Source organism: Streptomyces sp. NPDC054813 (assembly GCF_053611365.1).
Genome location: NZ_JBSHAF010000041.1, coordinates 1 through 25,911 on the forward strand (window position 1 = coordinate 1; position 25,911 = coordinate 25,911).

23 protein-coding genes and 1 pseudogene are annotated in these 25,911 nt (G+C 71.4%); 3 read left to right on the forward strand and 21 right to left on the reverse strand.

The window, feature by feature from the left end; all coding sequences use genetic code 11:
- The 6 genes and pseudogenes from ACWGJB_RS46440 to ACWGJB_RS46465 all read right to left on the reverse strand — a co-directional run.
- Window positions 1–121: pseudogene (locus ACWGJB_RS46440) on the reverse strand (thiamine pyrophosphate-binding protein); the annotation flags it as partial.
- 5 nt (window positions 122–126) lie between these two features.
- Entirely contained in the window at window positions 127–1,395 is a 1,269-nt protein-coding gene (locus ACWGJB_RS46445) for a dihydrolipoamide acetyltransferase family protein (RefSeq protein ID WP_453386129.1), read from the reverse strand.
- Window positions 1,396–1,437: 42 nt separating this feature from the next.
- Window positions 1,438–2,412, reverse strand: coding sequence for an alpha-ketoacid dehydrogenase subunit beta (locus ACWGJB_RS46450; RefSeq protein ID WP_453386073.1), 975 nt, complete (start codon window positions 2,410–2,412; stop codon window positions 1,438–1,440).
- Window position 2,413: 1 nt separating this feature from the next.
- Window positions 2,414–3,505 (reverse strand): pyruvate dehydrogenase (acetyl-transferring) E1 component subunit alpha, encoded by a 1,092-nt coding sequence (pdhA, locus tag ACWGJB_RS46455; RefSeq protein ID WP_453386130.1) that lies wholly within the window; start codon window positions 3,503–3,505, stop codon window positions 2,414–2,416.
- A gap of 132 nt (window positions 3,506–3,637) precedes the next feature.
- On the reverse strand, window positions 3,638–4,372 hold the full coding sequence (locus ACWGJB_RS46460) for a thioesterase II family protein (RefSeq protein ID WP_453386074.1): 735 nt from the start codon (window positions 4,370–4,372) through the stop codon (window positions 3,638–3,640).
- Between the two features lie 199 nt (window positions 4,373–4,571).
- On the reverse strand, window positions 4,572–5,423 hold the full coding sequence (locus tag ACWGJB_RS46465; protein ID WP_453386075.1) for a hypothetical protein: 852 nt from the start codon (window positions 5,421–5,423) through the stop codon (window positions 4,572–4,574).
- Window positions 5,424–5,816: 393 nt separating this feature from the next.
- Here ACWGJB_RS46465 and ACWGJB_RS46470 point away from each other — a divergent pair, with 393 nt between their 5' ends.
- Entirely contained in the window at window positions 5,817–6,539 is a 723-nt protein-coding gene (locus ACWGJB_RS46470; RefSeq protein ID WP_453386076.1) for a ScbR family autoregulator-binding transcription factor, read from the forward strand.
- A gap of 154 nt (window positions 6,540–6,693) precedes the next feature.
- Here ACWGJB_RS46470 and ACWGJB_RS46475 read toward each other — a convergent pair whose 3' ends face one another.
- From ACWGJB_RS46475 to ACWGJB_RS46505, 7 genes are all read right to left on the reverse strand, one after another.
- A complete protein-coding gene (locus ACWGJB_RS46475; RefSeq protein WP_453386077.1) occupies window positions 6,694–6,888 on the reverse strand; it encodes a hypothetical protein in 195 nt (64 codons plus the stop codon).
- A gap of 390 nt (window positions 6,889–7,278) precedes the next feature.
- Complete coding sequence (locus ACWGJB_RS46480) at window positions 7,279–8,526, reverse strand: MFS transporter (protein ID WP_453386078.1); 1,248 nt, start codon at window positions 8,524–8,526, stop codon at window positions 7,279–7,281.
- Window positions 8,523–9,752, reverse strand: a complete 1,230-nt coding sequence (locus ACWGJB_RS46485; RefSeq protein WP_453386079.1) for an ATP-grasp domain-containing protein — start codon at window positions 9,750–9,752, stop codon at window positions 8,523–8,525. The genes ACWGJB_RS46480 and ACWGJB_RS46485 overlap by 4 nt, the downstream gene beginning before the upstream one ends.
- A gap of 43 nt (window positions 9,753–9,795) precedes the next feature.
- Window positions 9,796–10,893 carry a hypothetical protein gene (locus ACWGJB_RS46490; RefSeq protein ID WP_453386080.1) on the reverse strand — a complete coding sequence of 366 codons (1,098 nt, stop codon included), beginning with the start codon at window positions 10,891–10,893 and terminating at the stop codon, window positions 9,796–9,798.
- Window positions 10,890–12,725, reverse strand: coding sequence for a B12-binding domain-containing radical SAM protein (locus ACWGJB_RS46495; RefSeq protein ID WP_453386081.1), 1,836 nt, complete (start codon window positions 12,723–12,725; stop codon window positions 10,890–10,892). The genes ACWGJB_RS46490 and ACWGJB_RS46495 overlap by 4 nt, the downstream gene beginning before the upstream one ends.
- Window positions 12,722–13,618, reverse strand: a complete 897-nt coding sequence (locus ACWGJB_RS46500; protein ID WP_453386082.1) for a homocysteine S-methyltransferase family protein — start codon at window positions 13,616–13,618, stop codon at window positions 12,722–12,724. Before ACWGJB_RS46500 ends, ACWGJB_RS46495 begins: the two co-directional genes overlap by 4 nt.
- Window positions 13,615–14,460 (reverse strand): hypothetical protein, encoded by an 846-nt coding sequence (locus tag ACWGJB_RS46505; protein WP_453386083.1) that lies wholly within the window; start codon window positions 14,458–14,460, stop codon window positions 13,615–13,617. Before ACWGJB_RS46505 ends, ACWGJB_RS46500 begins: the two co-directional genes overlap by 4 nt.
- A 129-nt stretch (window positions 14,461–14,589) precedes the next feature.
- Between ACWGJB_RS46505 and ACWGJB_RS46510 the strand changes: the two genes are divergently transcribed.
- Window positions 14,590–15,069, forward strand: a complete 480-nt coding sequence (locus tag ACWGJB_RS46510; RefSeq protein WP_453386084.1) for a response regulator transcription factor — start codon at window positions 14,590–14,592, stop codon at window positions 15,067–15,069.
- Between the two features lie 145 nt (window positions 15,070–15,214).
- Complete coding sequence (locus ACWGJB_RS46515; RefSeq protein ID WP_453386085.1) at window positions 15,215–18,286, forward strand: AfsR/SARP family transcriptional regulator; 3,072 nt, start codon at window positions 15,215–15,217, stop codon at window positions 18,284–18,286.
- Here ACWGJB_RS46515 and ACWGJB_RS46520 read toward each other — a convergent pair.
- The 8 genes from ACWGJB_RS46520 to ACWGJB_RS46555 form a co-directional block, all read right to left on the reverse strand.
- Window positions 18,276–18,431, reverse strand: coding sequence for a hypothetical protein (locus ACWGJB_RS46520; protein ID WP_453386086.1), 156 nt, complete (start codon window positions 18,429–18,431; stop codon window positions 18,276–18,278). The genes ACWGJB_RS46515 and ACWGJB_RS46520 overlap by 11 nt on opposite strands.
- Window positions 18,432–18,510: 79 nt before the next feature.
- Entirely contained in the window at window positions 18,511–19,659 is a 1,149-nt protein-coding gene (locus ACWGJB_RS46525; RefSeq protein ID WP_453386087.1) for an ATP-grasp domain-containing protein, read from the reverse strand.
- A gap of 88 nt (window positions 19,660–19,747) precedes the next feature.
- The gene (locus tag ACWGJB_RS46530; protein WP_453386088.1) at window positions 19,748–20,233 is read right to left on the reverse strand and encodes an SAM-dependent methyltransferase; all 486 of its coding nucleotides are present in this window, start codon (window positions 20,231–20,233) and stop codon (window positions 19,748–19,750) included.
- A gap of 29 nt (window positions 20,234–20,262) precedes the next feature.
- The gene (locus tag ACWGJB_RS46535) at window positions 20,263–21,546 is read right to left on the reverse strand and encodes an ATP-grasp domain-containing protein (protein WP_453386089.1); all 1,284 of its coding nucleotides are present in this window, start codon (window positions 21,544–21,546) and stop codon (window positions 20,263–20,265) included.
- Window positions 21,547–21,551: 5 nt separating this feature from the next.
- A complete protein-coding gene (locus ACWGJB_RS46540) occupies window positions 21,552–22,301 on the reverse strand; it encodes a class I SAM-dependent methyltransferase (RefSeq protein ID WP_453386090.1) in 750 nt (249 codons plus the stop codon).
- 57 nt (window positions 22,302–22,358) lie between these two features.
- Window positions 22,359–23,369 (reverse strand): hypothetical protein, encoded by a 1,011-nt coding sequence (locus ACWGJB_RS46545; RefSeq protein ID WP_453386091.1) that lies wholly within the window; start codon window positions 23,367–23,369, stop codon window positions 22,359–22,361.
- Window positions 23,369–24,415: a PLP-dependent transferase gene (locus tag ACWGJB_RS46550; protein ID WP_453386092.1), complete on the reverse strand. Its 1,047-nt coding sequence runs from the start codon at window positions 24,413–24,415 to the stop codon at window positions 23,369–23,371. The genes ACWGJB_RS46545 and ACWGJB_RS46550 overlap by 1 nt, the downstream gene beginning before the upstream one ends.
- Before the next feature lie 2 nt (window positions 24,416–24,417).
- Window positions 24,418–25,890, reverse strand: a complete 1,473-nt coding sequence (locus ACWGJB_RS46555; protein ID WP_453386093.1) for a radical SAM protein — start codon at window positions 25,888–25,890, stop codon at window positions 24,418–24,420.
- Between the last annotated feature and the right edge of the window lie 21 nt (window positions 25,891–25,911).

Below are 25,911 nucleotides of genomic sequence, written 5' to 3' on the forward strand. Positions count from 1 at the left end.
TGGAATCCATCAGCGGGTCATAGGCAGGCAGGATCGCACCACCGGGAATGCCGAATACCGTGTCAGCACCGACCTCCTCAAGAGAGCGGATGAGGCACTGCGCACCTGTCATGAGTTCGATCATCCTTATGCCCACGTGATGAGTCGCTTGGGCTGCTCAAGGATCTCCGCGGTCGCGGCGAGGACCTTGGAGCCGAGTTCCCCGTCGACCAGACGGTGGTCGAAGGAGAGTGCCAGGGTCAGGACTTGACGGGGCTTCACCTTGCCCTTGTGGACCCAGGGCTGGGCCTTGATCGCTCCGACGGCGAGGATGGCCGCCTCCCCCGGGTTGAGGATCGGGGTTCCCGAGTCGACGCCGAAGACTCCGAGGTTGGTGATGGTCACCGTGCCGCCGGACAGGTCCGAGGGCGTGGTCTTGCCGGCCCGGGCCGTGGTGACCAGGTCGCCCAGGGCTGCCGCGAGTTGCGGCAGCGTCTTGGAGTGCGCGTCCTTGATGTTGGGGACGAGCAGACCACGAGGCGTGGCCGCCGCGATGCCCAGGTGGACCCGCTCCTTGATGACGATCTCCTGCGCGGCCTCGTCCCAGGAGGCGTTGATCTCGGGGAATCGCCGCACCGCGGTGAGGAACGCCCTGGCCACGAGGAGCAGCGGGGTCACCCGAAGCCCCGCGAAGTCGGCATCCTCCTTGAGTTGTTGGACGAGTTTCACCGTGCGCGTGACATCGACCGTGCTGAACTCGGTGACGTGCGGCGCCGTGAACGCGCTCGCCACCATCGCCTCGGCGGTCGCCTTCCGCACCCCCTTGATGGGAACGCGGCGCTCGCCAGACGCGGGTGTGCGCGCCGGCACGCCGAGGACCGGCACTTCGATGGTGCGGGCCGCGGCATGGACGTCCTCACGGGTGATCACACCGTCCGGGCCGGAGGGCATCAGACGGCCGAGGTCGACGCCGAGGTCCCGGGCCAGCTTGCGGACCGGGGGCTTGGCCCTGCCGGGGACGGCATCGCGGTGGACGGGCCGCTCCCGCTCGGCTCGAGGCAGGCGCGGGCGGCGCCTGGTCGAGCCGTTCATGACGCCGTAGCCGACGAGCAGGGCCTGCTGGGGCTCGGGCGCGGGAGCCGACGGCGCCGCGGCTTCGGACACCGGCGGCAGCGCGGGCGCGCCCTCGCCGTCCGGGGCGGTGTCGACGGTGATGATGACCGCCCCGATGTCGACGGTCGTTCCCGCAGGGCAGCGGACCTCGTGAACCAACCCGTCGTAGGGGATGGGCAGTTCCACCGCGGCCTTGGCGGTCTCGACCTCGCACACGGTCATGCCGTCGTGCACCCGGTCGCCGGGTTTCACGTACCACTGGAGTATGTCCGCCTCGCTCAGGCCCTCACCCACGTCGGGCATCCTGAACTCACGGAAACGCTGTGTTTCCACGGGATCCTCGTCTCAGTAGGCCAGGACGCGCTCGACAGCATCCAGAATTCGGTCCAGGTCGGGCAGGTAGGCGTGCTCGGTACGGGCGGGCGGGTACGGCATGTGAAATCCGCCCACCCGCAGGACCGGCGCCTCCAGCCGATGGAAGCAGCGTTCCGTGATACGGGCGGAGATCTCCGCACCGGTCCCGAAGAAGACGGGCGCCTCGTGCGCCACGACCAGTCGGCCGGTCCGGGCCACCGAGGCCTCGATGGTGTCGAAGTCGATCGGTGAGACAGAGCGTAGATCGACGACCTCCACGCTGGTGCCCTCCTCGTCGGCCACGGCCGCCGCCTCCAGGGCGGTACGCACCGTCGGGCCGTAGGCGAGCACCGTCGCATCGCTGCCGGGACGTATCACGCGTGCGGAGTGCAGCGGGTACGGTGCCGCCGCCGGGTCGACCTCGCCCTTGTCGTAGTAACGGCGTTTGGGTTCGAGGTAGATCACCGGGTCGTCCCCCGAGATGGCTTGCCGGAGCATCGTGTACGCGTCGGCGGCGTTGGACGGCGAGACCACCCGCAACCCCGCGACGTGCGCGAACAGTGCCTCCGGCGACTCGCTGTGGTGCTCGACGGCGCCGATGCCGCCGCCGTACGGAATCCGGATGACGACCGGCAGTGCGATACGACCGCCGGAGCGGGCCCGCATCTTGGCGAGTTGGGTGACGATCTGGTCGTACGCGGGAAAGACGAAGCCGTCGAACTGGATCTCCACCACGGGGCGGTAGCCGCGCAGGGCGAGTCCGATGGCCGTACCGACGATGCCGGACTCGGCGAGCGGGGTGTCCTTCACCCGACGCTCCCCGAAGTCCTTCTGCAGACCGTCGGTCACCCGGAAGACGCCGCCGAGCCGTCCGATGTCCTCACCCATCAGCACGACCCTGGGGTCGTCCTCCATGGCCGCCCGCAACGCCGCGTTCACGGCCTTGGCCAGGGTGGTCGCCGCCATGTCAGCTCCCCTCCACGAACGACGCCTCGTACTCCTCGAACCACTCCCGCTCCTCGGCCACCAGCCGGTGCTCGCCGGCATACGTGATGTCGAAGAACTCCGTGAGGTCGGGGTCCTGCATGGCGCGCACGCTCTCCCTGATGTGCTGGGCGAGCCGGTCGCCCTCCTGCTCGACCAGGCCGAGGAAGTCGGCGTCGGCCCAGCCGTGGTTCAGGAGGTACTTCTCCAGGCGGGCGATCGGGTCCTTCCGTGCCCACTGCGTCAGTTCGGCGGGCTGCCGGTAGCGGGTCGGATCGTCCGACGTGGTGTGGGCGCCCATCCGGTACGTGAACGCCTCGACGAGCGTCGCCTCGCGTCCCTGACGGGCCCGCTCCGCGGCGGCCCGGGTCACCGCCAGACAGGCCAGCACGTCGTTGCCGTCCACCCGGACACCGTGAAACCCGAAACCGGCGGCACGTTGATGGATCGGGACCTTGCTCTGCCTTTCCACGCCCTGCGAAATGGCCCATTGATTGTTCTGGCAGAAAAAGACGACCGGCGCGTCGTACACGGCGGCGAAGTTGAATGCCTCACTCACGTCGCCCTGACTTGTCGCACCGTCCCCGAAATACACGATAACCGCAGAATCGGCGTCGTCGTCGGCCACGCCCATCGCATATCCGGTGGCATGTAGTGCCTGTGAGCCGATGACGAGCGTATAGAGATGGAAGTTCTTCTCCGCTGGATCCCAGCCGCCGTGGCTCACACCGCGGAACAGCCGGAAGATGTGCAGCGGGTCGACCTCCCGGGCGAGCGCGACACCGTGGTCCCGGTAGCTGGGGAAGACATGGTCGTCCGCGCGCATCGCGAGACCCGAGCCGACCTGGGCCGCCTCCTGCCCCAACGATGAGGGCCAGAGCCCCAGTTCACCCTGGCGTTGCAGGGTGACCCCCTCGGCGTCCACCCGGCGGGTCAGCGCCATGTGACGGTACATCTCACGGAGCTCTTCCGGGGTCGGTTCGATGTCGTAGTCCGGGTGGTGCACGCGCTCGCCGTCCGGCGTCAGCAACTGCACCATTTTCCCGGGGCCTTCGCCTTCAAGGCCGTCCTTCATACGTTTACGCGCAGCCAAGACTCTCCCCCGCCACTGCTTGGATTCTCAACTCGAATTCGCCATGGACGCTGACTCATTCGCGCTCGAGGAGTATTACTGATCCTTCACCGGGAACACCAGTTTGTGCATGGTTCAGCCATACACATTCCCGGCCCGCACGGACTCGCCGTGCAGCACGGAGCGCAGTTCATCGAAGAAAGCCCGCTTCGACTCGCGTGGGAAGAAATGTCCGCCCGGGATCACATGGACGGTGCAGCCGGCACTGGTGTGCCGGCCCCATCCCGCCGCGGCCACCCGATCGACCAGGGGATCGCGTGTGCCGGTGAAGACATGGATCGGGCAGGACAGCGGTACGCCGATGTCCTCCATCGGGCGCCGGGGCCGGATGATCCGCAGGTCCTCCCGCAGCCGGGCGAGCATCACGGCCAGTCGTTCGGTGCCGCCGAGCAGGTCCGCGTGGATGTCGGAGGTGTCTACCAGCCAACGCAGCAGCTCCGAGTCGGTCATGTCCTCGGCGGCACCTGCCGACTGACGCAGATGCGGCGCGCCGAAGGCCCCTACGAGCAGTTTCTCGGGCAGCCGCTGTGCCCGCCCGGCCCGCAACCGGGTCAGCCGGTAGGCGACCAACGCCCCCATGCTGTGGCCGTACAGCACATGGCGCCCCGACAGGCGGGGCCCCAGGTCCTGAGCCAGCGCCTCGACCAGCGAGTCCATGTCGCGGTAGCGACCGCTGCGGCCGTCCCGCCCCCGCCCCGGCAGCGCGACCGGCACCACCTCGGCCTCCGGACCCAGTGCACGCTGCCAGCCGGAGAACGCCGCGATGCTGCCTCCGGCGTGGTGAAACCCGAAGAAGGTGAATCCCTCCACGGCACCGACACCTCCCCCGTGTCCGCCGGACACCCCGTCCAGGGCCTCCGGCGCTGTGCAACCACGCAATCCCCGTGGTTGCACAACCCCGTAGTCGCACCTGTCCATGCCCGGACAGTGCTTGGCCATACAGCCCCCGCCGCCGTACGGACGTCATCGGCCGACCGGCTCCCTCACGGTCGCGGGCGACCGGCCGCGGTCACTCGCCGCCGGCCTCGGCGGCCGCCTTTTCCAGATCGTCGGCGAACTCGGTCCAGGCGATGGCGCACTTGCGGGCGAGCTGACTGATCACCTTGGCCCCGTGCTCCGGTACGGCATCCCTCAGCTCCGTCCACCGGCTGTCGGGCAGCACCTGCGCGCCGAGCAGCCGCAGCAGGAAGCGCCCCCGCTCGGTCAGCCTGAGGGAGGGGTCCTTCATGAGGGATCTCAGCAGTACCTGCTCATCGACGGGATCGCGCTTCTCGGCCAACCGCCGCACCCTCGCCGACCGGGCCTCGGCGGAGTCGCCCTGCCGTGCGACCGAGTCCCGCAGCGACTTCGGGACCGGGTCCTCGCCCCGGCTCATCCGGTCACGTACGTCGCGGACCGTGCCCGGAGAGACGTCGGCCCGCTGGGCGATCGCCCGCAGTGAGGCGCCCGGCATCTCCCTGATCAGCTGACTGGCGCGGATCCGCCCTTCGGCGCTGTTCAACGGCCGCACCCGGCCGTCGCGCCCCAGTCTGACGGCGGGCTGTTCGCTCTCGCCCAGGGACGCCCGCCTGATGTCGCTCACCGTGCGTGCGGAGAGACCGGCCGCGAGCGCGATGGCGGGGTCGGACCAGTGCGGATGGGTCCGCACGATACGGGCGGCGGCCGCGGCACGATCACTCGCGCTCAGCGGCAGCCCGTGCCCGGTGTTCTCCCGTACGGCGATCACGAACGCGTCGCGCTCGTCGCCGTCGAAGAACCGCACCTTCACCTCCGGCTCCCCGCGCAGGCGGGCCGCCATGAGCCGGTGCGTGCCGTCCACGACCCGCATGGTGGGCCGGTGGACGATGATCGGCGGGAGCACCGCTCCCGAGTCGGCCAGTACACGTGCGTGCGTATGGTCCTCGCCTGCGGTGCGCGGTGAATCCGCAGGCAACAGAGCACCGATCGGAACCGTTGTCACCGCTGAGAGTCCGGGCTGCTGCCCTTCGCCTAACGCCTGCCGGTCGCCCACCCCCGTGGACTGCTGAGGCACCACCAAGACGTTCTGGGTACTCATCACGCTCCAGATCTCGATCTGACGTCGTGTCTCCAACATAGCTTTTTTCGTACGCTAGCGAATGGTTTCTTGACTCTATTTTGCCATCGAGGGCCATCCAGGCCGCCGCCCGCTGCACCCAACTTGCCGGATTTGCTGCGACTTTGGGCACTCACTACGTCACGAACCGCCCACATCCCGCCACGGACAGGATGAGAAATGCATTTGCAGTGGTATGTTCGTGCGTCAACCGAGTCGCCGTTGACACCAAGCGGGAGCCGCTACGTGCACGTCCTTGAACCCAAGCCCTCCGGCGGGAAGCGTCCCGCCCGGCAAGGTCCCAAACAGCAGAGGTCGATCCGCACACGCGTCCAGATCCTCGAGGCGGCGGCAGTCGTCTTCGCACGGAACGGCTTCGCCGATGTCACCCTGCTCGACATCGCCGAGCAGGCCGGGGTGACCAAGGGGGCCGTGTACTTCCACTACGCGAACAAGGAGTCCATCGCCATAGCGGTCTCCGAGGAGTACTTCGCCCGCCTGGCCGCCCTGTCCGCCGGGGTCAAGCGCCTGAAACTGCCGCCCCTGCCGGCGACGGTCAAACTCCTGCACCGCGTGGCAGTCACCCTCCGCGACGACACCCTGTTCCAGGCCGCGGTGCGCCTGCATCTGGACCGCCATCAGATCATCAGCGACTCGCCCACCCGCCCGTTCGTCGACTTCATTGCACACTGTCAAGAGTTGTTGACGGAGGCGAAGCGACAGGGGCAACTCCCAGATGGCGTAGACCCGGAGAGACTGGCTCGGGTGCTCGTCGCAGCCTTTTTCGGCGCTCAGCACATCTCCTGGGCGCTGAACGACCGCGCAGACCTCATCGACCGAGTGCAGGAGACAATCGACGCGATCTTGCCCCGCGATTGGTACTCGTCCACCGACAGCACGTGACCCCTGCATCGGCATCCCGTACCGCCGACGGGGTCCTGTCCGTCGGACCCCCCAGAGCCGCGGTGCGGGCCCATCCACGGCATCGGCTTGCCCGGCATGAACAGGGGGCTGCCGACAGTGGCGGTCCCCACCCTGAGTCGGCGTGGACGGATACTCACGCCGAGCGTTCCGCCACGTTTCGGTACATCGCCGCGGCGAGCGCGATGACGAACGCGATCGGGTTCACCAAGGGGTGCGGGAGGTGGACCGCCCCGAAGCGGGGCTCCGGCAGGCACGCGATGGCCGGTTCGGCGACCGCGCCCAGGACCAGCGAGTAGGCGGTGATGCCGAGCTTGCACGGTGCCGGCATCGCGGAGATGTGAGGCCGACCCCACAGGGTGATCCGGGCCTGCTGGTAGCACTCCTTCGCACGGCTCGATCTGGCCGCGGCACACGGAGATCAGGGCGAACTCCGCGCGTGCGACGAAGGTTGGTCAGCACGGGCAGAACATCGACGGCCTGCTGCAGGACGGCCATCGGGACTGCTCCCCCGCCTGGACCGGCGCCTGGGGCCGGTTCGGTGACGCGGACGCGATCGGCGTGGTAGTGGTCGACGACAGGGAGGTCAAGGCGCCATCCGTCGTCCAAGCCGAACCCGTTGCCCTTGGCGGGGATGCGCGCGCGGTTCCTGAAGTACTCCTCGCCGCACACGGCCTGGCCGCCCGGCCAGGCCTGTCCGTGTGCGGACCCGCCTGTGTGATCAGGCGGCCCCCGCGGTCTCGGCGGCCCGCGACCCAGCGCCGGCGGCACGGGCGAGTGTCGCGCTGAGCATCGCGCCCAGGAGCGCCACGCCGGTGAACACGGTCCAGAGGGCGGAGGCGGAGGCGAGCAGCAGCCAGGCTCCGACGGCCGGGACCGCCACCGAGGCGACGGACCAGGACGCCTGGTAGACCGCCAGGCAGGGGGCTTCCATTCCGGGCTCGGCGAGTTCCGCCGCGTAGCCGTCGCTGGTCGGGGCGATCACGATCTCGCCGAGCGTGTACACGGCCATCGCGGCGAACGCCAGGGCGACGGCGAGCGCCGGGAAGGCCGTGTCCCGGAGCGGGGAGACCAGGGCGAAGCCCAGCCCGGCGGCCGTGTACAGCGCGCCGCCCAGGGCCATCATCCGGGGGGCGGCGCGCTCCGCCGTGCGTTTGACCAGCGACTGCTGGAACAGCACGACGAGCGCGCCGTTCAGGGCCAGTGCGCCGCCGGCCGCCCAGGCGCCCAGCCGGGCGTCGTCCACCAGGTAGAGGCCGGTGAATGTCGAGACCACGGTGGCGCACACCGTGAAGCAGGTCTTGGCGCCGGTCAGCAGCGCGAAGCCCGGCAGGCGCAGCACCTGGAGGGTTCCGGCCGCAGCGGCACCGGGGCGGTCCCCGGGGGTGGCGGCAGCGGGGGCGGCCCGGCTTCTGAGGCGCAGCAGTACGACGGTGGTGACGGCGAAGCTCGCCGCGTTGACCAGCGCGATCACCCTGAGACCGGTGGAGCTGTGGGCCGAGGCCAGCACCCCGCCGGCCAGGGACCCCAGGCACAGGCCGACGTTGCGGGCCCAGCCCACGGTGCTGAACGCGCGGCGTGCGGCGGACCCCCGGGTGAGGCGGGCGATCGTGGCGCCGAGCGACACCCATGCCACCTTGTCGAGCACGGCGGACAGGACCACCGCGCCCACGGCCACGGGGGCGGGCAGGGTCACCGCGTACAGGACGAACAGCGGGGCGCGCACGGCGTTGACCAGGATGAGCGAGCGCAGGTGACCCACCGACTGCACGAGGCGCCCCAGGGCCGCGCTCGCCACCACAAGCGCCAGGTTCACCACGGTGAGTGCGGTGCCGACGGACCCGACGCCGAGGTTCTGCACCCGCACGAAGTACAGCAGCGCGAAGGGCATGAACATCCCCGAGCCGATCGCGTCGACGATCATCGCGGACACGAACAGCCGGGGCAGCGGCCCGTCCGGCCGGCTCATGCGTCGGGCACCCGGGTCAGCCCCAGGAGGTCCAGCAGCCGGGAGTTCGCCTCGGCCAGCTGGGCCAGGGTCTCGGCGCGGTCGGGGCCGGCGCCGAGGACGTAGCCGGCCCGCCACCAGTTGGCGTCCACGCTCGCGAGGGCCGACCCGGGCGGCAGCAGGCGCTCGGCGTGTGTGACGAGCGGCAGCCCCTCGCGGACGGCGGCCATCGTGGGGGCGTCCGCGACGGTGCCGGTGCCCGCCACGAACTCCACGGCCGCGACCTGCGGGGTGGCACCGGGCCGGGTGCGCACGGGGTCCCCCTCGCCGAGCGCGAGCGACAGGGCGGCGTCGTACAGGTCGACTCCGGTGGCGCGCAGCAGTACGTCGCTGATGAGGCCCCCGGCGGGGCGGAAGGCGATCTCGATCAGGTGCCAGCGGTCGCCGGCGCGCTTGGCCTCCAGGTGGAGCACGGCGCTGTCGATGTCCAGGGCCTTCACCACGCTGTCGACGAAGCGGGTTGCCGACGGGGCCAGTTCGCGCTGCACTGCGGGGTCGATCACATGCCGGGTCTCGACGAAGGACGGCGGCGCGGTGCAGGTCTTCTCGGTGACCCCGACGAACACGGTGCGCCCGGCCGAGACCACGGCCTCCAAGGAGAGCTCCGGGCCGGGCACGAAGTGCTCGACGAGCGCCCGTGGCTGGCCGGTGGTGGACATCACCGCCGAGAGGGCGGCGGGCAGTTCGGCGGGGTCGGCCACGCGCCGGATGCCGAGGCTCGCCGCGCCGTCGACGGGCTTGACGATCACCTCGCCGGACGGCGCCGAACGCAGCAGTTCCTCGGCCTCGGCGGGGTCCGCGGTGAGCGCATAGGGCAGTTCGGCACCGGTGCCGGCGAGTCGACGCCGTACGTCGGCCTTGTGGGTGAGCTCGCCGGCCACGGCCGCTCCGGCGCCGGGCAGTCCCCACTCCTTGGCGAGGCGGGCCGCGATGCGGGTGCCCCAGTCGTTGAAGGCGAGGATGCCGTCCACCTTGCCCTCGAACGACTTCAGGCGGTCCAGGTCGGGCCCCGGGTCTTGATGGTCCGTCAGGCGCCAGGCATGGTTCTCGGTGGCCAGCCGGTCGTAGCGGGAGTAGGCGGTCTCGTCCACGAGGATCGTGTCGGCGCCCCGGCGCTCCGCCGCCGCGAAGAAGCGCTCGCGCAGGGGGCCGATGCCGATGATCAGGACGGTGGGGCGTGCGTTCACGGCACTGGGCTCCTTCGGAGGGGGTTCAGCGGGTACAGGTGGTTCAGGCGGCGTCTCGGGCGGCGAAGGCCGCGTCCGTGCGGCGCAGCAGTGCGGTGTGGGCCGGGGCGCCGGGCGGCAGCGCGCTCAGCAGCGGCCGGGCGATGGCGCCCCGGTGCAGCTTGGCCGTCGCGGTGCCCGTGCTGAGCAGGACGCCGCGGGCTCCGCTCGCGCGGGCAAGGCGTGTCATCAGGTGGTAGGCGACGTGGAAGTAGGCGCCGATCTCCTTGCTGCCGGGGCCGAGGCCGACCATGCGCGGCAGCACGTCGCGGGTGCCGAGGACCGCGGTGGAGCTGGCCACGGCCGTCCCGTGCCGGTCCCGTACGAGTCCCACGCAGTAGCGGGGGCCGAAGGCGTGCCTGAGTCGCTCGTTCATACGCAGCAGCCGGGCCGGGTCGCCGGGGATGCCGTGCCTCTCGTCCGAGTACGCCTCCAGCCGCGCGACCTCCAGCTGGATCTCGGCGGTCACCCCGTCGCCCCGGTGGAGTTCGGCACGCGCGCCGGTCTCCTCCAGGGACCCGAGCTCCCGCCGCAGCCTGCGCCGACGGTGCGCCGAGAAGCCCGCGAGAAAGGCGGTCTCGTCCTGCCCGACGTCCGGGATGCGGTAGTAGCGGTCGGTGACGCCCACGCTCCAGCCGCGCCCGCGCAGACACGGCAGGACGGGGTCGTCCTCGTCGAGGTGCAGGAAGCTCAGCAGCCGGCCCTGCGCATGCGCGTACTCCTCCAGGGCGGTCACCAGCATGTCCGCGTCGAACTCGGTGCCGGCCGCCGGGAAGACGGACTGGCCGTATCCGAGGGCGCAGACGTTCAGCTGGCGCAGCCCCTCGGTCCGGGCCGCCTGGATGTCCTGCTCGGGCTGCGTCACATCGCGGCCCGTGCCGGCGGCCACGACGGTGCTGTTCATCCGGGGGAAGCCTGTGTGGTCGTCCTGGGTGCGCACCGCGCAGGCGGCGCCGGCCCCGGGTATCTCCAGGAAGCGAACGCCGTCCTCGGGCCAGCGGTTGGCGCCGAGCCAAGCGGGCGAGGACCTGGGATCCGGCGGGTCGGCGTACCAGTACCGGCCGGGCAGGCCGTCGGCAGTGGCGTACTCCGTGACCGTCACATCGTCACCGCTTCCACTCCATTGCGCACCTGCCCCCAGCGCTCCCTCGACTCCCGGTGGATGCGCCAGATGTGGTCTTCCGTCAGCAGCCGGGAGACGACACCGGGATACGCCTCCTCGAAGAAGGAGTACGGCGGCGGTACCTCAACTCCTTGGGAACCATAGTCGAGTTGGTCCTCCATGCCGTGCCGGCGGGTGATCTCCGTGCCCGGGTGGTAGGTCAGGATGTTGGGGCTGGCGAGCATCAGGTAGCCGTCGTCGATGAGCCGGCCCACCTCCTCGATGGTCTCGCCGATGGTGTGCTCGTCCTCGCCGTCGAGCCCGAAGAGGACCGAACTGCCCACCCGTATCCCGGCGTCGCCGAGCAGCCCCAGGGCCCGGCGCACGCGCTCCTTCCACGGGGTGGCGCGCCGGACGTTCTTGTGGACGTGCTGCATGACCTGCTCGGACATGCTCTCGATGCCGACGTAGACATAGGTGCAGCCCGCCTGACGCATCGCGGCCAGGCCCGCGCGTACGATCTCGGGCTTCGGGCCGGTGAGCACGTCGACGGTGAGCTGGGCGCCCCACTGCAGGAAGGCGAGACCGCGGTCGATCTGCCGCGCCTCGGCCAGCTCGGTGCAGAACTGCCGGATGCGGGGCCAGGAGCCGGACCAGAAGATCGAGTCGTCGAAGAACGCGGCCTCGGCACCGTACTCGACGTACTCCCGCAGCCGCTCCACCATCATCTCGGTGTCGCCGGGCGCCGGGCGCCGCACCTGACCCAGCAGGGCGGACTCCGAGCAGAACGTGCAGCGCATCGGGCAGGTGCCGGAGACCAGCACATGGGCGCACCGGGCCACCGTGCCGTCGTCCCGGGTGAAGATCGGGAAGCGGGAACGGATCAGGAACGGGGCGTACGGGGACGGGTTCCGCTCGGCCGGGACCGGCGGGCCCTCCACCGTGAACGCGGTCCACCCGGCGGCGCCCCGGACGAGGATGCTGCCGCGTCCGTACTCCTGTCCGCCCTCGCCCGCCATCCGCTCCAGCTCGGCGGCGACCGCGTCGGCGGTGGTCGTGCGCGTGACCAGGTCCATGGCTCGGGCGACGGCTCGCAGGGTCAGGTCGAGCAGGGGACCGCCGTCGCCGCTCACCAGGACGTCGACGGGGCGGGGACCGGCGGTGGCGGTGGAACTGGGCGCGAGGGACACCTCGGCCGACTCCTCACGGCGGACCGTCTCGTCCGCATGCCGTCCGCCCAGCACCACCAGGGCCTTGGGGCACTCCTCCTTGACCAGGGCGGCGATCTCCAGCGCGTAGCGGTGGGCCGGGGAGACGGCGCTGATCAGGACGACGGAGGGGGTCCGCCGGCGCAGCAGGCCGACGAGGTCGGCGCGGGTGCGCGGGGTCCAGGTCCGGGGGTCGAAGACGGTGTCGTCGGTGGTCCGCACCTCGGTGCCGAGGCGGCGGCACACGTCGGGCCGCTCCTTCTTGCCGGGCAGGGCGGGCCACATCGGGCACAGGTCGTTGTACACGTCGGTGGGCCCGAACGGGTCGGAGAACGAGGCCGTCGCCCGGGACATGGGAAAACTCAGCGCCGAGTAGAGGGCCATGGGATCGCCGGGATAGGCGACGTCGTTGTCCTCGTCGGTGATCACCGGCGCGAGCACCGCCAGCACCCCGAAGGCGCGCACCGTCTCCGCGGCCTCGAACCCGGCGCGGTCCAGTTCCGCCCGTACCTGCCGGCGGCGCGCCCGCAGGGCGGGGTCGGTGCCGGGGCCGGCGATCTGCAGCAGACCGGATCCGGAACGGGACCCGGAACCGAAAGTGGCTCGTACTCGAAGGTTCGTCACGCTGCCTTCTGCTCCTTCCACTTGTCCGACAGTGCGCCGATGTGCGCGGGAGTCGTGCCGCAGCAGCCGCCGACGAAGGCCGGTGCGAACCGGACGGCCCAGCCGTGCGCCAGGTCGGCGAAGGCCGACGGCGACAGGGCCGCGGGCAGGGTGTGGGCGCTGTGCTCCCACGCGGCGAGCGCCGCGCGGTCCTCCAGGTTGGGGTAGACGCCGACGGGGACACCGAGACCGGCCAGCCGCTCCAGGGCGCGGGGGACGGCCGCCAGGGGCAGGCAGTTGGCGGCCACGGCACTCGCCCCGGCGTCGACGCAGGCCCGCGCCGCCTCGCGGAGCGCGTCACCGTCGGGGAGCGTGGCCTCGCCGGTGACCACGAAACTCACCCAGGCCGTCAGTCCGTGCCGTACAGCAGCCTCGACCGCGATCACGGCCTCGCGGCGCGTGCACTGCGTCTCCACCAGGACCAGGTCGGTCTCCGTGTCCGCGAGGACGCCGGCCAGCCACGCGTGTTCGCGGCGCAGGGAGGCGTCGTCCGGGGTCAGCGCCGGGGTGTAGCAGTCCTCGACGGGGGCGACCGAGGCGGCCACCAGGGCGTGCGGGGCCGCGGCGGCCGTACGGGCGCGCAGCGCACAGGTCACCGCCCGGTGCACGTAGGCGCCCTGTTCCGCCTCGGGCACGCCCATGCGGGACAGGGCCCGGGTGCCCGTGCGGAAGGTGTTGGCGGTGACGACGTCGCTGCCGCTGTCCAGGAACTCCGCGTGCACCTTCACCAGCGCGTCCGTCCCGGCCGTATCCCGAAGGGGCGCACTGGTGAGCCATGGTTCGAGCATGGGGATGCCGGCCGCCTGCAGACCGGTGGCCGTGCCGCCGTCGAGAATCCTGGGGAGCGGGCTCATACCGTCTCCCGGGATTTCTTCGCCTTTTCTTCGCTTTCTCCTTTTTCTCCTATTTCTTCGCTTTCTTCGCTTTCTTCATTGTCCGAGGTGTTTTCCCCGCTGCCCCACGCGAGGAACTCCTCGACCCACTCGGCGGGCATCAGATTGATCTTCTGGTCGGCGAAGGGGCGCTGTTCGGGGGTGACCCAGTCGGCGTCGCCCCGGCGCGGTACCGAGCCGTCGGGCCGGGTGATGTGCGGGCCGTAGTAGAACCAGGCGATCTGTCCGACGAACTCGTTCAGCACCGCCCGGTGGATGCCGGGGGAGAACATCCTCAAATGGGCATAGGCGACGGAGAGTTCACCGCGCAGGTTGAAGGGGGCGCGCATCAGGTAGTGCCCGAAGTAGTCGTGCGTGGCCCGCAGGACGTCGTTGTGGAGGGCCGGCGCACCGTCGATCTCGACGCCGGCCGGGGCGAGGAGCGGGTTGTCCGGGTCCTCGTAGCCCTCCGGGCCGTGTCCGTTCTCCGTGGGGAACACGTAGAGGTCCTCGCCCGTGTCCAGGGCTCGGCAGAGCTCGCGGGACGCGTCGTAGGGCTGTCCGGGACCGCGGTGAAAGCGCACCTTCAGGCCCATGTCGGTCATGCAGGCGAGCTGGTCCCGGGCCTCGTGGGCCATCCGCAGGTACTGGCCGCGGGCGTCGGGATCGCTGGGGCGGCTGGGTTGCTCGTGGAAACGCCGCGCTATCTTCCGTACCAGGCGTTCAGGGACGCCGGACGCCCGGAAGGGAGCGCCGGTCCACTCCTGATCGAGACCGGTACGGCGCAGGTACAGCCGGGAGGCCTCGCGAACATCAACGACCATGCCCTCCATCGTTGTTGCTGCCGTCCGCCGGGGCATGCCGCAGGATCTGGGGACACCGTTTCCGGGGACATGACGGGTCCGGGAGCGCATCGGTATCGATTCGGGAAGGCGTGGGCGGACGGTTGCCCCATGCGAACAGCGATATGCGATCGGCGACCGCTGGTGCTCATGGGCCTGGCGCACCTGCTGAGCACCCAGTCGTCCTCCGAGGTGGTCTTCACCTCGACCGACGGGCTTCCCGCAGCCGGGGAGCGGATCGACCTCCTGGTCGTCGGGGAGGGCCTGGCGGACGGAGCACCCGAGTCACCCGGCACTGTGGTGGTACGGGCGGACGCGACGGCTGAGGAGGTGCTGCGGTCGGTGTCCGAGGCGACGGCGCGGCTCGCGACGGCGTCCGGGGCGGAGCGTTCGGCCGTCGCCACGCTGTCCCCGCGGGAGCGGGAGGTGCTGCGGTTCATCGCACTGGGGATGACGCACGGGCAGGTGGCGCGGCGCATCGGGATCAGCTCCCACACCGTCGACACCTACGTCAAGCGGGTGCGGTCGAAGTTCAGTGTGGGGAACAAGGCCGAACTCACCCGGATCGCCATCGGCTTGACGCCACTTTGAACGAACGTTTACCCCCGGCTGGGAACTGTGAGTTTTGCCGTATCCACCGCTCGGCAAAACTCTTATGATCCCCAGTCGAGGCCCCACCTGGGCCTGCTGAGAAGGCCCCTAGCTGGGCCTTCTGGACAACGGGGGCAGAGTATCCATGTCCGAACAGGGAGACGGAAATCTACGGTTCAACATCCTGGGACCGCTCGAAGGCTGGTCCGGAGCCACACGGCTGCGCCTGGGCGGAGCGATCCAGGAACGCGTTCTGACGACCCTACTGCTCGAACCGGGCCGGGTGGTGCCGGTGGCGCGCCTGGTCCAGGCCGCGTGGGACGGCGATCCCCCGGCCACCGCCGCACACCAGATCCGCAAAGCCGTCGCCGACCTGCGCCGGCGCGTGCCGCACGGCGGCCGGGTGATCGTCACCGACGGGCCTGGCTACCGGGCGGTGTTGGCCGACGGGGAACTGGACCTGACCGAGTTCGGCAACCACCTGCGCGACGCGGGACGGGCCGTCTCCGCCGGCAGCCCGCGCGAGGCGGCCCAGGCCCTGGGCCAGGCGCTCGGGCTGTGGCGCGGCCCCGTCATGGCGGACACCGGAAGTGCCGTCATCCAGGCCGCCGGCACCACGCTCGACGAGCGCCGGCTGGCCGCCGCCGAGCAGCTCTTCGACCTGCGCCTCGGGCTCGGCGATGCCGCCGGACTGATCGGCGACCTGCGTGACCTCATCGCCCAGAAACCCCTGCGCGAGACCCTGCGCGGCCAGCTGATGCTGGCGCTGTACCGCACCGGCCGCCAGGCGGAGGCCCTGGAGGAGTACCAGAGGGTACGTGAGCTGCTCCTGGAGGAGCTCGGCATCGACCCCGGGCCGCGGCTGGGCGAGCTGTACGCCGCGATCCTGCGCGAGGCGCCCGAACTGGCCGCCCCCGGGCTCCGGCTGCCGCCGGCCCCCGAGCCGGCGCCCCGGCCCGCTCCCGCGACGCCCGCGCCCGGCCGGTCCGATGCTCCCTGCACCCTCCCCTACGACCTCTCCGACTTCACCGGCCGCAAGCAGGAGCTGGACGCCCTGGTCGAGTGCATCAGGGGTGGTGGGCAGCAGGGCCGGCGGCACAGCCGTATCGTCGCGATCGACGGAATGGGCGGCAGCGGCAAGACCACGCTCGCCGTCCGCGCGGCCCACCAGGTGGCCGCCGACTTCCCCGACGGCCAACTCCACCTCGACCTGCGCGGCTTCACCCCTGGCGAGTCCCCGGTCACCCCGGCCACCGCCCTGGACGTCCTGCTCAGGGCGGTCGGCACGCCGGGCGACCGGATACCCGACGACCTGGCGGGCCGTACCGCGCTGTGGCGCTCCACGCTGGCCCACCGCCGGCTGCTGCTGTTCGTCGACAACGCCCTGGACGTCGGCCAGGTCCTGCCCCTGCTGCCCGCCGCGCACGGCTGCCTGGTCCTGGTCACCAGCCGGGCGCGGCTGGTCGACCTCGACGGAGCCGAGTGGTTCTCGATCGGCCCGATGTCCCACGAGGACAGCGTGCTGCTGATCGAGGAGGTCCTCGGCGCCACGCGCGTGGTGGCGGAGCCGGCCGCGACGGCCGAACTGGTCCGGCTGTGCGGCCGTCTCCCGCTGGCCCTGCGCATCGTCGCCGCCCGGCTGCGCAACCGGCCCCGGTGGACCGTGGAGTACCTGGTCGACCGGTTGCGGGACGAGACCCGCCGGCTGGAGGAGCTCAGCGCCGGGGAGCGCAGCGTCGCGGCGTCCCTGCGGCTGTCGTACCAGATCATGGACGAGGAACACCGCGTCGCCTTCCGCATCCTGGGCCTGCACCCGGGTGCCGACATCGACGTGTACGCGGCCGCCGCCCTCCTCGGCACGGACAGACGCGACGCGGAGCTGATCCTGGAACGGCTGCTGGACGTGCACCTGCTGCAGCAGCCCGCCATCGGCCTGTACCGGTTCCACGACCTGGTGCACAACTTCGCACAGAGCCAGTGCGGCCCGGACAACGCGCAGGACGACCTCTCGGCCGTACGGCGCCTGATGGACTACTACGTCACGACCACCGAGGCGGCCTGCGAACTGCTCTTCAGCGGACGCCGGCGGCGCTCCACGGGGATACCCGACTACTGCGGCGACCAGCCGCGGTTCGCGGACGCGGATCACGCCGCCGACTGGTTCGACCGGGAGCACGGCAACCTGGTCGCCGCCATCTCCCTCGCGTACCGGGGCGGCCTCGACCGCCACACGGTGTGCCTGACCCGCAACATCGTCTTCCGGCTCAACGCCCGGGGCCAGTTCAAGGAGTTCAGGGACGTCGGCCGGACCGCCGTCAAGGCCGCGCGGCGGCTGGAGGACCTGGCGCTGCTGGGGGTCAGCCTGTCCAACCTCGGGGTCGCCTGCTGGAAGCTGGGGCACTTCGACGAGGGCCTCGCGGTGGCCACGGAGGCACGGGACGTCGCCGTACGCCTGCGTGACCAGCACACCGAGGCCCATGGCGAGTCCACCATCGGCCTGCTGCTGACCGTGCTCGGGCGGCATCCGGAGGCGCTGCGGCATCTGGAGCGCGCGATCGCCCTGGAGCGGGAGCTGGACATCCCGCGGGCCGAGGCCGAGACGCTCACCAACCTCTCCACCCTGTACGTCCAGTGGGGCAGGTGCGAGGAGGCCGCGACCGCCGCGCGGCAGGCCCTGGAGCTGCACCGGGGCTTCGACTACCGCGACAACCATGTGATGGCGCTGACCGACCTGGCCTTCGCCCACATCGGGCTCGGCCGGCACGAGGACGCCCACCAGTGCCTGGAGCAGGCGCGCGCCTTGTGCGACTCCTCCAGCCCGCCGGGGGACGTCGCGCTGGCCCTCGCCCTGTCCGCCTGGGTCGGCGAGCGCCTGGGCCGGCCGGCCCAGGCGGCCGGCTTCGCCCGTCGGGCGCTGCAGCTCGCGCACGTGAGCGGCAGTCCGACGCGGCAGGCGAAGGTCGAGAACCTCATCGGCGAGTTCTGCCTGCGTCGCGTCGAGCACGACAAGGCCCTGTCCCTGCACGCCCACGCCCATGAACTCGCCACCGCCATCGGGTACCGCGCGGAGCAGGCGCGGGCGCTGGGCGGAATGGCCGACGTGGCCGAGGCGCTCGACGACACCGTCCTGGCCCAGGAGCACCGGGCGGCGGCCGCGGTGCTCCTCGAATCCATGGGCTGCCCCGTGCCGCTGGTCGACGACCGCCTCAGGGCGTGACCACCGTCGGACCCTGGTTGTCCGCGAGGACGTGGTGGGCACTGGGCACGGCGTCGGCGGACGGGCCGTCGACCGCCGTGCCCAGGCCGAGGGCCAGGGCCGTCGAACAGAGAACGCCGATGAGGGTGGCCAGCATGGTGCGCATGAGTCTCCTTGGTGACCGGTGCCGTCTATGGTGTGGTCGCCATGCTGGGCGCGGCCCTTCCCGTACCGGTCCCGTCTCGTTACCGCCTCCCGGATCCGGTGTCGGCGCCCGTGCGGTACCCGCTCTCCCAGCGCCGGCGTACGGCGGCGAGCCGCTCGGCCACCTCCTGGTGCGAAACGCCGTGCACGACGACCTCGACGTGCTCGGGAGTGTCCGCGTCGGCCTCCACCACCCGGACGTCGTCGACCTGCCGCATCCCGGCGAGGTCGCTCAGCGCCGCCCCCAGGCCGGCCCTGGGGCGGCGCGGTGCCAGGCGGACGAGAGCCGCCGGTCGGCCGGGCGCCGGACGGCGGAAGGGCGATCCGGCCAGGGCCGCCAGAACGTCCTCCTCCGGGGCACGGCCGGTCGACGCCCGCACCAGGCGCCGGACGGGCCGCGCGCCCAGCCGGCCACTGGAGGCGGCGATCCGCGGGCCGTTCGCGGTGACGACCACCTCGGTGTGGGCGGGCCCGGACTGGAGCCCCGCCAGATCCAGCAGGGCCCGCACCATGGCACGGATCTCGACCTGGTCGGCCTCTGACAGTGCGGCCGGATGCAGCAGTAAGCCACCGGCGCGTTGCCGGGCGGTCACGGCGGTCACCTCGTGCATGCCCTCGCGGGTGAGCGTGTCCACGCTGACCTGCGGTCCGGTCAGGAGCTCCTCGACGAGATGGGGTCCGGCGGGGGCGTCGGCCAGCCAGCGTTCGAGGTCGTCCCCGCCACGGATGACAGCGGTCCGCGGTACCGGGCCCGACTTGACGGCCACCGGCAGCGGGAAGTCCTCGACCAGCGCGCGGACGGCCCGGGGGGTCGAGGCCGGCACGGCCCTGACCACGGACACCCGGCTCTGGTTGAGCATCCGTCGCATGAGCGCCGGATCCCGCAGTCGGCGCAGCGCCTGAGCGCGCGGGGGCGCCACGTCGGCGAGGGACCGCTCGACGGCCCGGTGGAGCGCCTCCGCGTCGCCCAGATACACGATGTGCCCGATCTCGTGCGCACGGGCGGTGCCTACCAGGGCCGAGTACAGGGCGTCCGCGTCGTCGAGGTTCACGGGCACCCTGCGCGCGGCAGACCGCCCGGTGCCCGCCGGACCCTCGACCGACCAGATGTCGAGCCCCACGTCTGCCGCAGCCTCCCGTACCCGGGTGTCCGGACACAGCAGCAGGACCCGGCGCGGGTTCTCGCTCACTGGCTCCGGAGTCAACAGGCGGCGGGACACAGGTCTCCTCAGGGGTAGGGCGCCTCAGGAGTGGAGGCACCTCACTGGTCGTGGCGCGTCAGTAGTAGTGGCGCATGATCTCGGTGGCCCAGCCGGGCTGGGTGGTGGTGCCGCCCTGGGGGCCGAACTCGCTCATGTAGGGCTTGATGTCGAGGACGGGGGTGCCGTCGACGGCGTCCAGGCCCTGGACGTACAGGTCGAGTCCGTCGGTGCGCAGCAGACGGCAGCGGGAGACCCCGATGCGGTTGGGGCGGTTCTTGCCGCGCTGGGCGAAGATGCCGATCAGCGGCCAGTCGGTATTGCCGCGCGGGTGGCGGGCACCGGTCTCGATCTTCGTGACGGGGACGCGGTCGAAGTGGTAGACGATCTCCAGGTGGGAGAAGGCGTCCAGGCCGGCCAGCGCGTCCGCGCCGAACTGCTCGGCGTCCAGGCGGATGACGGCCTCGACCGTGCCCCAGTCGTCATCCTTGACCTCCTCCCGGCCGCCGACCACTCGGCCCACCGGAATCGAGACCACCTCGGTGGAGGAGCTCTTCTCAGACATCTGCCGTGCCTTTCATCGGAGTTCTTGTGTCATTCGGCGCCCGAGCGTACTGCAGGGGCGGTCGCGAAGCCGTACCAGAAGATCTCCACGCGTGTCCCCAACTCCTTTAGGAGTGCGGCGAGTTGGAGGTGGTCACCGACGGTTCCGTAGACCACGCCGAGCGCGCCGAGCGTGCCCCTGCGCCAGTCCGCGTGGTGCCCGTCGAGCGGGGAGACGTCGACCAGGTCGACGCCGGGCAGGTCCTCCAGCGCGTCGAGGAGCGAGAGGGGGCCCGGGGACACCGGGTCCGCGGGCGGGATCAACAGGTACTGGAAGGCCACCGGGGCCGCTGCCCGCCCCGGCAGCAGCGGCTCCGGCGCCGTGACGGGCAGGCCCAGGGCCAGGCGCAGCGCCGACGCCACCATGTCGTGGCCCGTCCGCCGGTGCACGATCTCGGCGACGAATCCGCCGAGCCGCCCGTTGACCTCGATGATCCGCGGCCCGTCGGCGGTCAGCTTGACCTCGGTGTGGGTGACGCCGTGCCGGATGCCCAGCGCCCGCAGCGCCCGCTGTTCGAGCTCCACCACGTCCGCCGCCAGGGCCGCCGGGACCGGCGCGGGCAGGATGTGCCCCGTCTCCCGGAACGGCGCGACCAGCGGCGGCTTCCCGGTGACGGCGACGGTACGGGGCTCGCCGTCGACGACCAGGGACTCGACGGAGACGTAGTCGCCCCACCCCGAGTCCGCGAGCGCCGGGTCGCCCCGCAGGTACTCCTCCAGGACGAAGTCCCGCGGCGCCCACCGGGTGAACTCCGCCAGCCTTGCCCGGCACTCGGCGGGCGAGCCGACCAGGCAGGTGTCCACGCTGCCCGCGCCGTGGCGCGGCTTGAGCACCGCGGGCGTGCCCACCCGGGCGAGCGCGCCGGCGCAGTCGCCGGGGTACCGCACCAGGACGCACGCGGTGTCCTGGACGCCGGCCAGGGCCTGACGCTGGCGGAACTTGTCGGTGAGGCCGGCCGCCACCTCGGGCGAGTGGAACCGCAGCCCGCAGTGGGCGGCCACGGCGGCGGTGAGCCGCAGCCGGTACTCGCTGAAGGTCACGACGCCGTCGGGAGACAGCCCCGCGGCGAGCCGGCAGACCTCCGCCTCGCCGAGCCCGCCGATGTCGACGACCTCGGCGTGCCCCACGACCTGCCGCAACTCGGCGGCCACCGAAGGCTGCTCGGCCTCGCAGAGGAAGACGACCCGGCACAGCCCCCTGGCCGAGGACAGGATGCGCAGGGGACCGGCGGAGCCCTGATCGTGGACGACCAGGAGGGTGGGGAGGGCGGTCACGGCCGTCAGGTCCGGCGGGCGGTGATGTTCAGGCGGACGTAGTCGACGGCCGGCTCGGGCAGACGGGCGGCGACCGAGCGGACGAAGTCCTCGTGGTCGGCCTCGGGGAGGCGGTCCAGGTGGGAGCCGAGGACGACGGTGGCGAGATAGCTCCACAGCTGCTCGCCGGGCTCCAGCCGCGCCGGGTCGGGCAGCAGGTTGACCTCGATGTCGGTGAACCCGGCGTTCTCCAGCCGCTCGGTGGTCTCCTCGACGCCGGCGAAGTACCAGACCTTCTGCTTCTCGTCGGTGGCGCCGAGCACCTCCTCGACGGCCGCGTTGATCAGCGCGACGTTGCCCTGGCCGCCGCACTCGGCGACGAACTGGCCGCCCGGACGCAGATATCGGGCCAGGTTGTGGAAGAGGGCGGCGTGATCGGTGATCCAGTGGAACGTGGCCACGCTGGTGATCGCGTCGACCTGGCCCGTGATCGGCAGCGGCTTGGTGAGGTCGGCGTTGATCGCCTCGACCCGGTCGAGGCGGTCGGCCAGCTTCACCCGGAGCTGGTCCAGCATCCGGCTGGACCCGTCGATACCGATCACCCGGCCGTCCGGTACCAGGTCGAGCAGTGCGGCCGTGTCGCGCCCCGTGCCGCAGCCGGCGTCGAGGACGGTCTCACCGCCCTTGAGGTTCAGCCGGCCGAGAGTGCGCTTGCCCCACTGCTGGTGCGGCAGAGGAAGCGAGTCGTACGTCTTGGCGTCCCATTCACGGGGCACGGCGGGGCTCCTTCGTTCGGTTCGTACGGTTCATGCGGTTCATGCGGTTCATGCGGTTCAGGTCGTGAGGGTGACCGGCGTGCCGTCGAGCACCAGGGAGACATCGATGGTGTGCGCGTCCCGGACCAGCCGCAGGGCGTCGCCCTCGGCGAGCCAGCGGCGCACGGCGTCGGCCGCCGCGCGGTCCTCCTCGGTGGGGTCGGCGGGCAGCAGCTGGACGAGGATGTTGCGCAGCCCGGCCGGGACGTCCTGGGTGGAGTAAGGGCCGCGCAGGTCGATACGGCCGGAGGCGTGTACCGAGGCGGTCGGGGTGTCCGGAGTCGTGGTGGCCTCGCCCGGGTCGGCGAAGCCGAGCGCCTCCACTGCCAGCGCGGCCAGGAAGTACTCCTGTGCACTCGGCGCGAGATCGGCGCCGAACAGCTGCTTGGGCTGGTCGGACTCGGCCCGCACGCCGTCCACTTCGGCCAGGACGTGGGTGCCCACCTCCCACATCACCCGTGCCGAGCGCCGCCGTCCGGGCACGAAGGGCCCGGCGCCGGACGGCATGGGCCGGCTGGTGAGGTGCACGTCCCGGGCGGTCTGCACCACCGCCTTGATGTCGTTGGGCTCCTCAAGGGTGCGGTGGGCGCTGCCCCGCTCGCGGGCCGCGGCGAGCGCTCGCCGCGCCTGCTCGGGCGTCACCTCGCCGTCGAGCCGTATCTCGTACGACAGCCGTGCGGCACCGTCCGCCGCGAACTGCGCGCACGGCAGCACCTCCAGCAGCGCCGGGCTGCACCCCTCGGCGGTCAGCTCGGTGACCAGGCTGTCCGCGACGGACGCGCCCAACGCCACCAGCAGCGAGCCGACCGGGTCGAGGGAGTCGCCCGCGCCGGGTCCGCGGCACTGGTCCATACCGAAGGCGCGGGCGACCCGGGTGGAGCCGAGCCGCATCGGCTCGGTGCGCACCCGGCAGCGGTCGGCCGTCGCCCCCTGCGCGGCCACGCCCATGCTCAGCTGCGCCTCCCAGGAGTCCTCGCGGATCTGCTCGGCCAGGGCCTGCCGGGCGCGCAGGTCGACGCCGTTCAGCATCACTGGCCTCCCTCGTTCTGCTGCAGGGCCGCGTCCAGGGCCCGCCGCAGCCGTCGTATGAGCACGTCGGTGTCGTCGACGCCCACCGACAGCCGGACCAGCCGGCGTGAGATGCCCGCCTCCTGGCGGACCCGTTCGCTCAGGTGGGCATGGGTGGTGCGGGCCGGGAGCCGCGCCGCGGTGGCCAGCGGCGTCCCGTCGCCTTCCTCGCCGCACACGGCCAGGACCCCGGACAGGTCGCTGATCTCCGGTACGACCTCGAAGGACAGCAGTCCGCCGAAGCCCCGATGAGTCTCCAGGGCCCACGGCGACTCCTCGAACGACGGCCGGTGCACCTGCCGTACGGCGGGATGCGCGCGCAGCGCCCCGGCGACCCGCTCGGCGCCGTCCCGCTGCGCGGTCAGGCGGAGGTGGAGCGTGGACAGGGAGCGTTCCAGCAGATGGGCGGCCCAGGCGTCCACCTCGCCGCCGAGCCGGGCGCACTGCTCGGCGATCCTCGGCAGATAGCGGTCCAGGCCGGTGACCAGAGCGGCACCCACCTCCGACCAGCCGTCGAGGTAGGGCGCCGTGTCCTCGATGACCACCACGGCGCCGGTCTCCAGCGGCCGCAGCTCGGCGGGCGAGAGCCCGGTGTTGTCCACGGCCAGCAGCAGGTCGTTCATCTGGGCGTGGATGGCGATCTCGTTGAGCGGGGCCGGCTTCATCAGCGGGTCGCTGAGGGACGGTACGTAGACGACCTGCGTGGCCGGCTCGACGGCGGCGACGACCGCGTCGGCGTCCGTGCAGTCGACGAAGGTCACCGTGCGGCCGAGGCCGGCGAGTTCCCGGGTCAGGACGGACCGCAGCGGGTCCCCGGTCTGGTCGGAGGCGATGATGTGGCCGCCCGGGTTGGTCAGCGCGAGCAGCGTGGCCGTGGTGGCGGCCACGACGCCGGGCACGAGCAGCGCGTTGTCGGCGCCGTGCAGGGCGGCGAAGGCGGCCTCGACCCGGCGGCCCGAACCGTGGGCCGGGGAGGCGGGGCCGGTCGTCGATGTCGTCGCTCGCACGGTCACCGCCGGCACACGGGCGCGTCGGACAGGCCGATGCGCTGGTGGAAGTAGTGGAAGATGATCTCCTCGTGCAGCGCCTCGCCGTCCAGGGTCGGCTTGATCGCGCTGTCGTCGTTCACCATCTCGACCAGCCCCCGCTCCAGCAGTTCGGCGAAGGCGGAGCCGAAGGGCTCCATCGTGAGCAGATCGGCGCCGAACCGCTGCTTGTAGCGGTCGAGGACGATCGGCTGGTTGGCCTTGAAGTTGAAGCCGAGCGCGGTGCCGATGGCCTTGTGCCCGGACAGGCGCCGACCGAAGTTGAGCGGCAGGCCCTCGTCGCGCTGCATGAAGGAGACGTACTTGCTGATGTCGGTGATGTTGTGGGTCTGGAGGAACTCCTCCTCGTCGCCGGTCAGCCAGCCGTAGGCGCCGGGACCGTACGCGATCATGGTGTTGTAGTGCTCCCACTTGTTCTTCGACGTCTGCGGGATGTTGCCGCCCTCGTACGTGCCCGGGCGGCTCCACCAGCCGCAGGGGCTCGGGTAGTACCCCTGCTCCAGCAGGACCTCGACAGCCTCCTGCCGCATCGCGTACGTCGAGTCCAGGTCGGGGAAGCGGCCCTCGGCGATGAGGCGTTCGCGCACGGCCGGGTTGTTCCACACGGCCCGGTTGCCGATGCCCATCTCCTCGCGGTCGGCGTTGCGCAGCCGGTAGATGGTGATGGTCGGCACGCCGAGGTCGGTGAGGATCCGCATGTCGCGGCGGACCGATTCCGGGGTCTGGTACGGCAGGCCGAACATCATGTCGACGTTGAACGGGCACCCCGTGGCGAGGAGGTTCTCGACCGCCTGGATGGACTGAGCGGAGGAGTGACGGCGCTTGGTGAAGTCGTTGACCTCGTCCTGCAGCGACTGCACACCGAGGCTGAACCGGTTGAAGCCCAACTCCCGTGCGGACTCCAGGTGGTGGTGCTGGAAGTTCTCCGGGTTGCCCTCGATGTTGAACTCGATGTCGTCCGAGAGCTCGTAGTTCTCCCGCACGTGCCGCACCAACGGCTCGATGTACTCGGGGCTGTTGAGCAGCAGGGCCGCGGTGCCGCCGCCGATGTAGAAGGACTCGATGCGGGCGCGGGGTATCCAGTCGAAGCGGTCCAGGTAGCGGCGGGACTCGTCGATCAGCAGGTCGGACCACAGGCGCAGCGCGCCGTCCTCCTTGCCGCGCGGCACCAGCCGTTTCACGTAGTTGCAGAAGTGACAGATGTAGTTGCACAGCGGGAGGTGGAAGTACAGGTGTGCCGGGAGGCCCGCTCCCGGGAACCTGCCGTACTCGGCGGCGAGTTCGTCGCTGCCGAGCCGCTCACCCTCGTTCGAGGTGACGTTGATGTTGTACTCGTCGCGGGGGATCTGCAGCTGGGGGTTGCGGTCGAGGAGGCGGCCGAGGTTGAGCTCGAGGTCAACCGGGGCGGCGCCCGTACCGTTGGTGAGGACGGACATGGTGGGTCTCCTTGGCTGTGG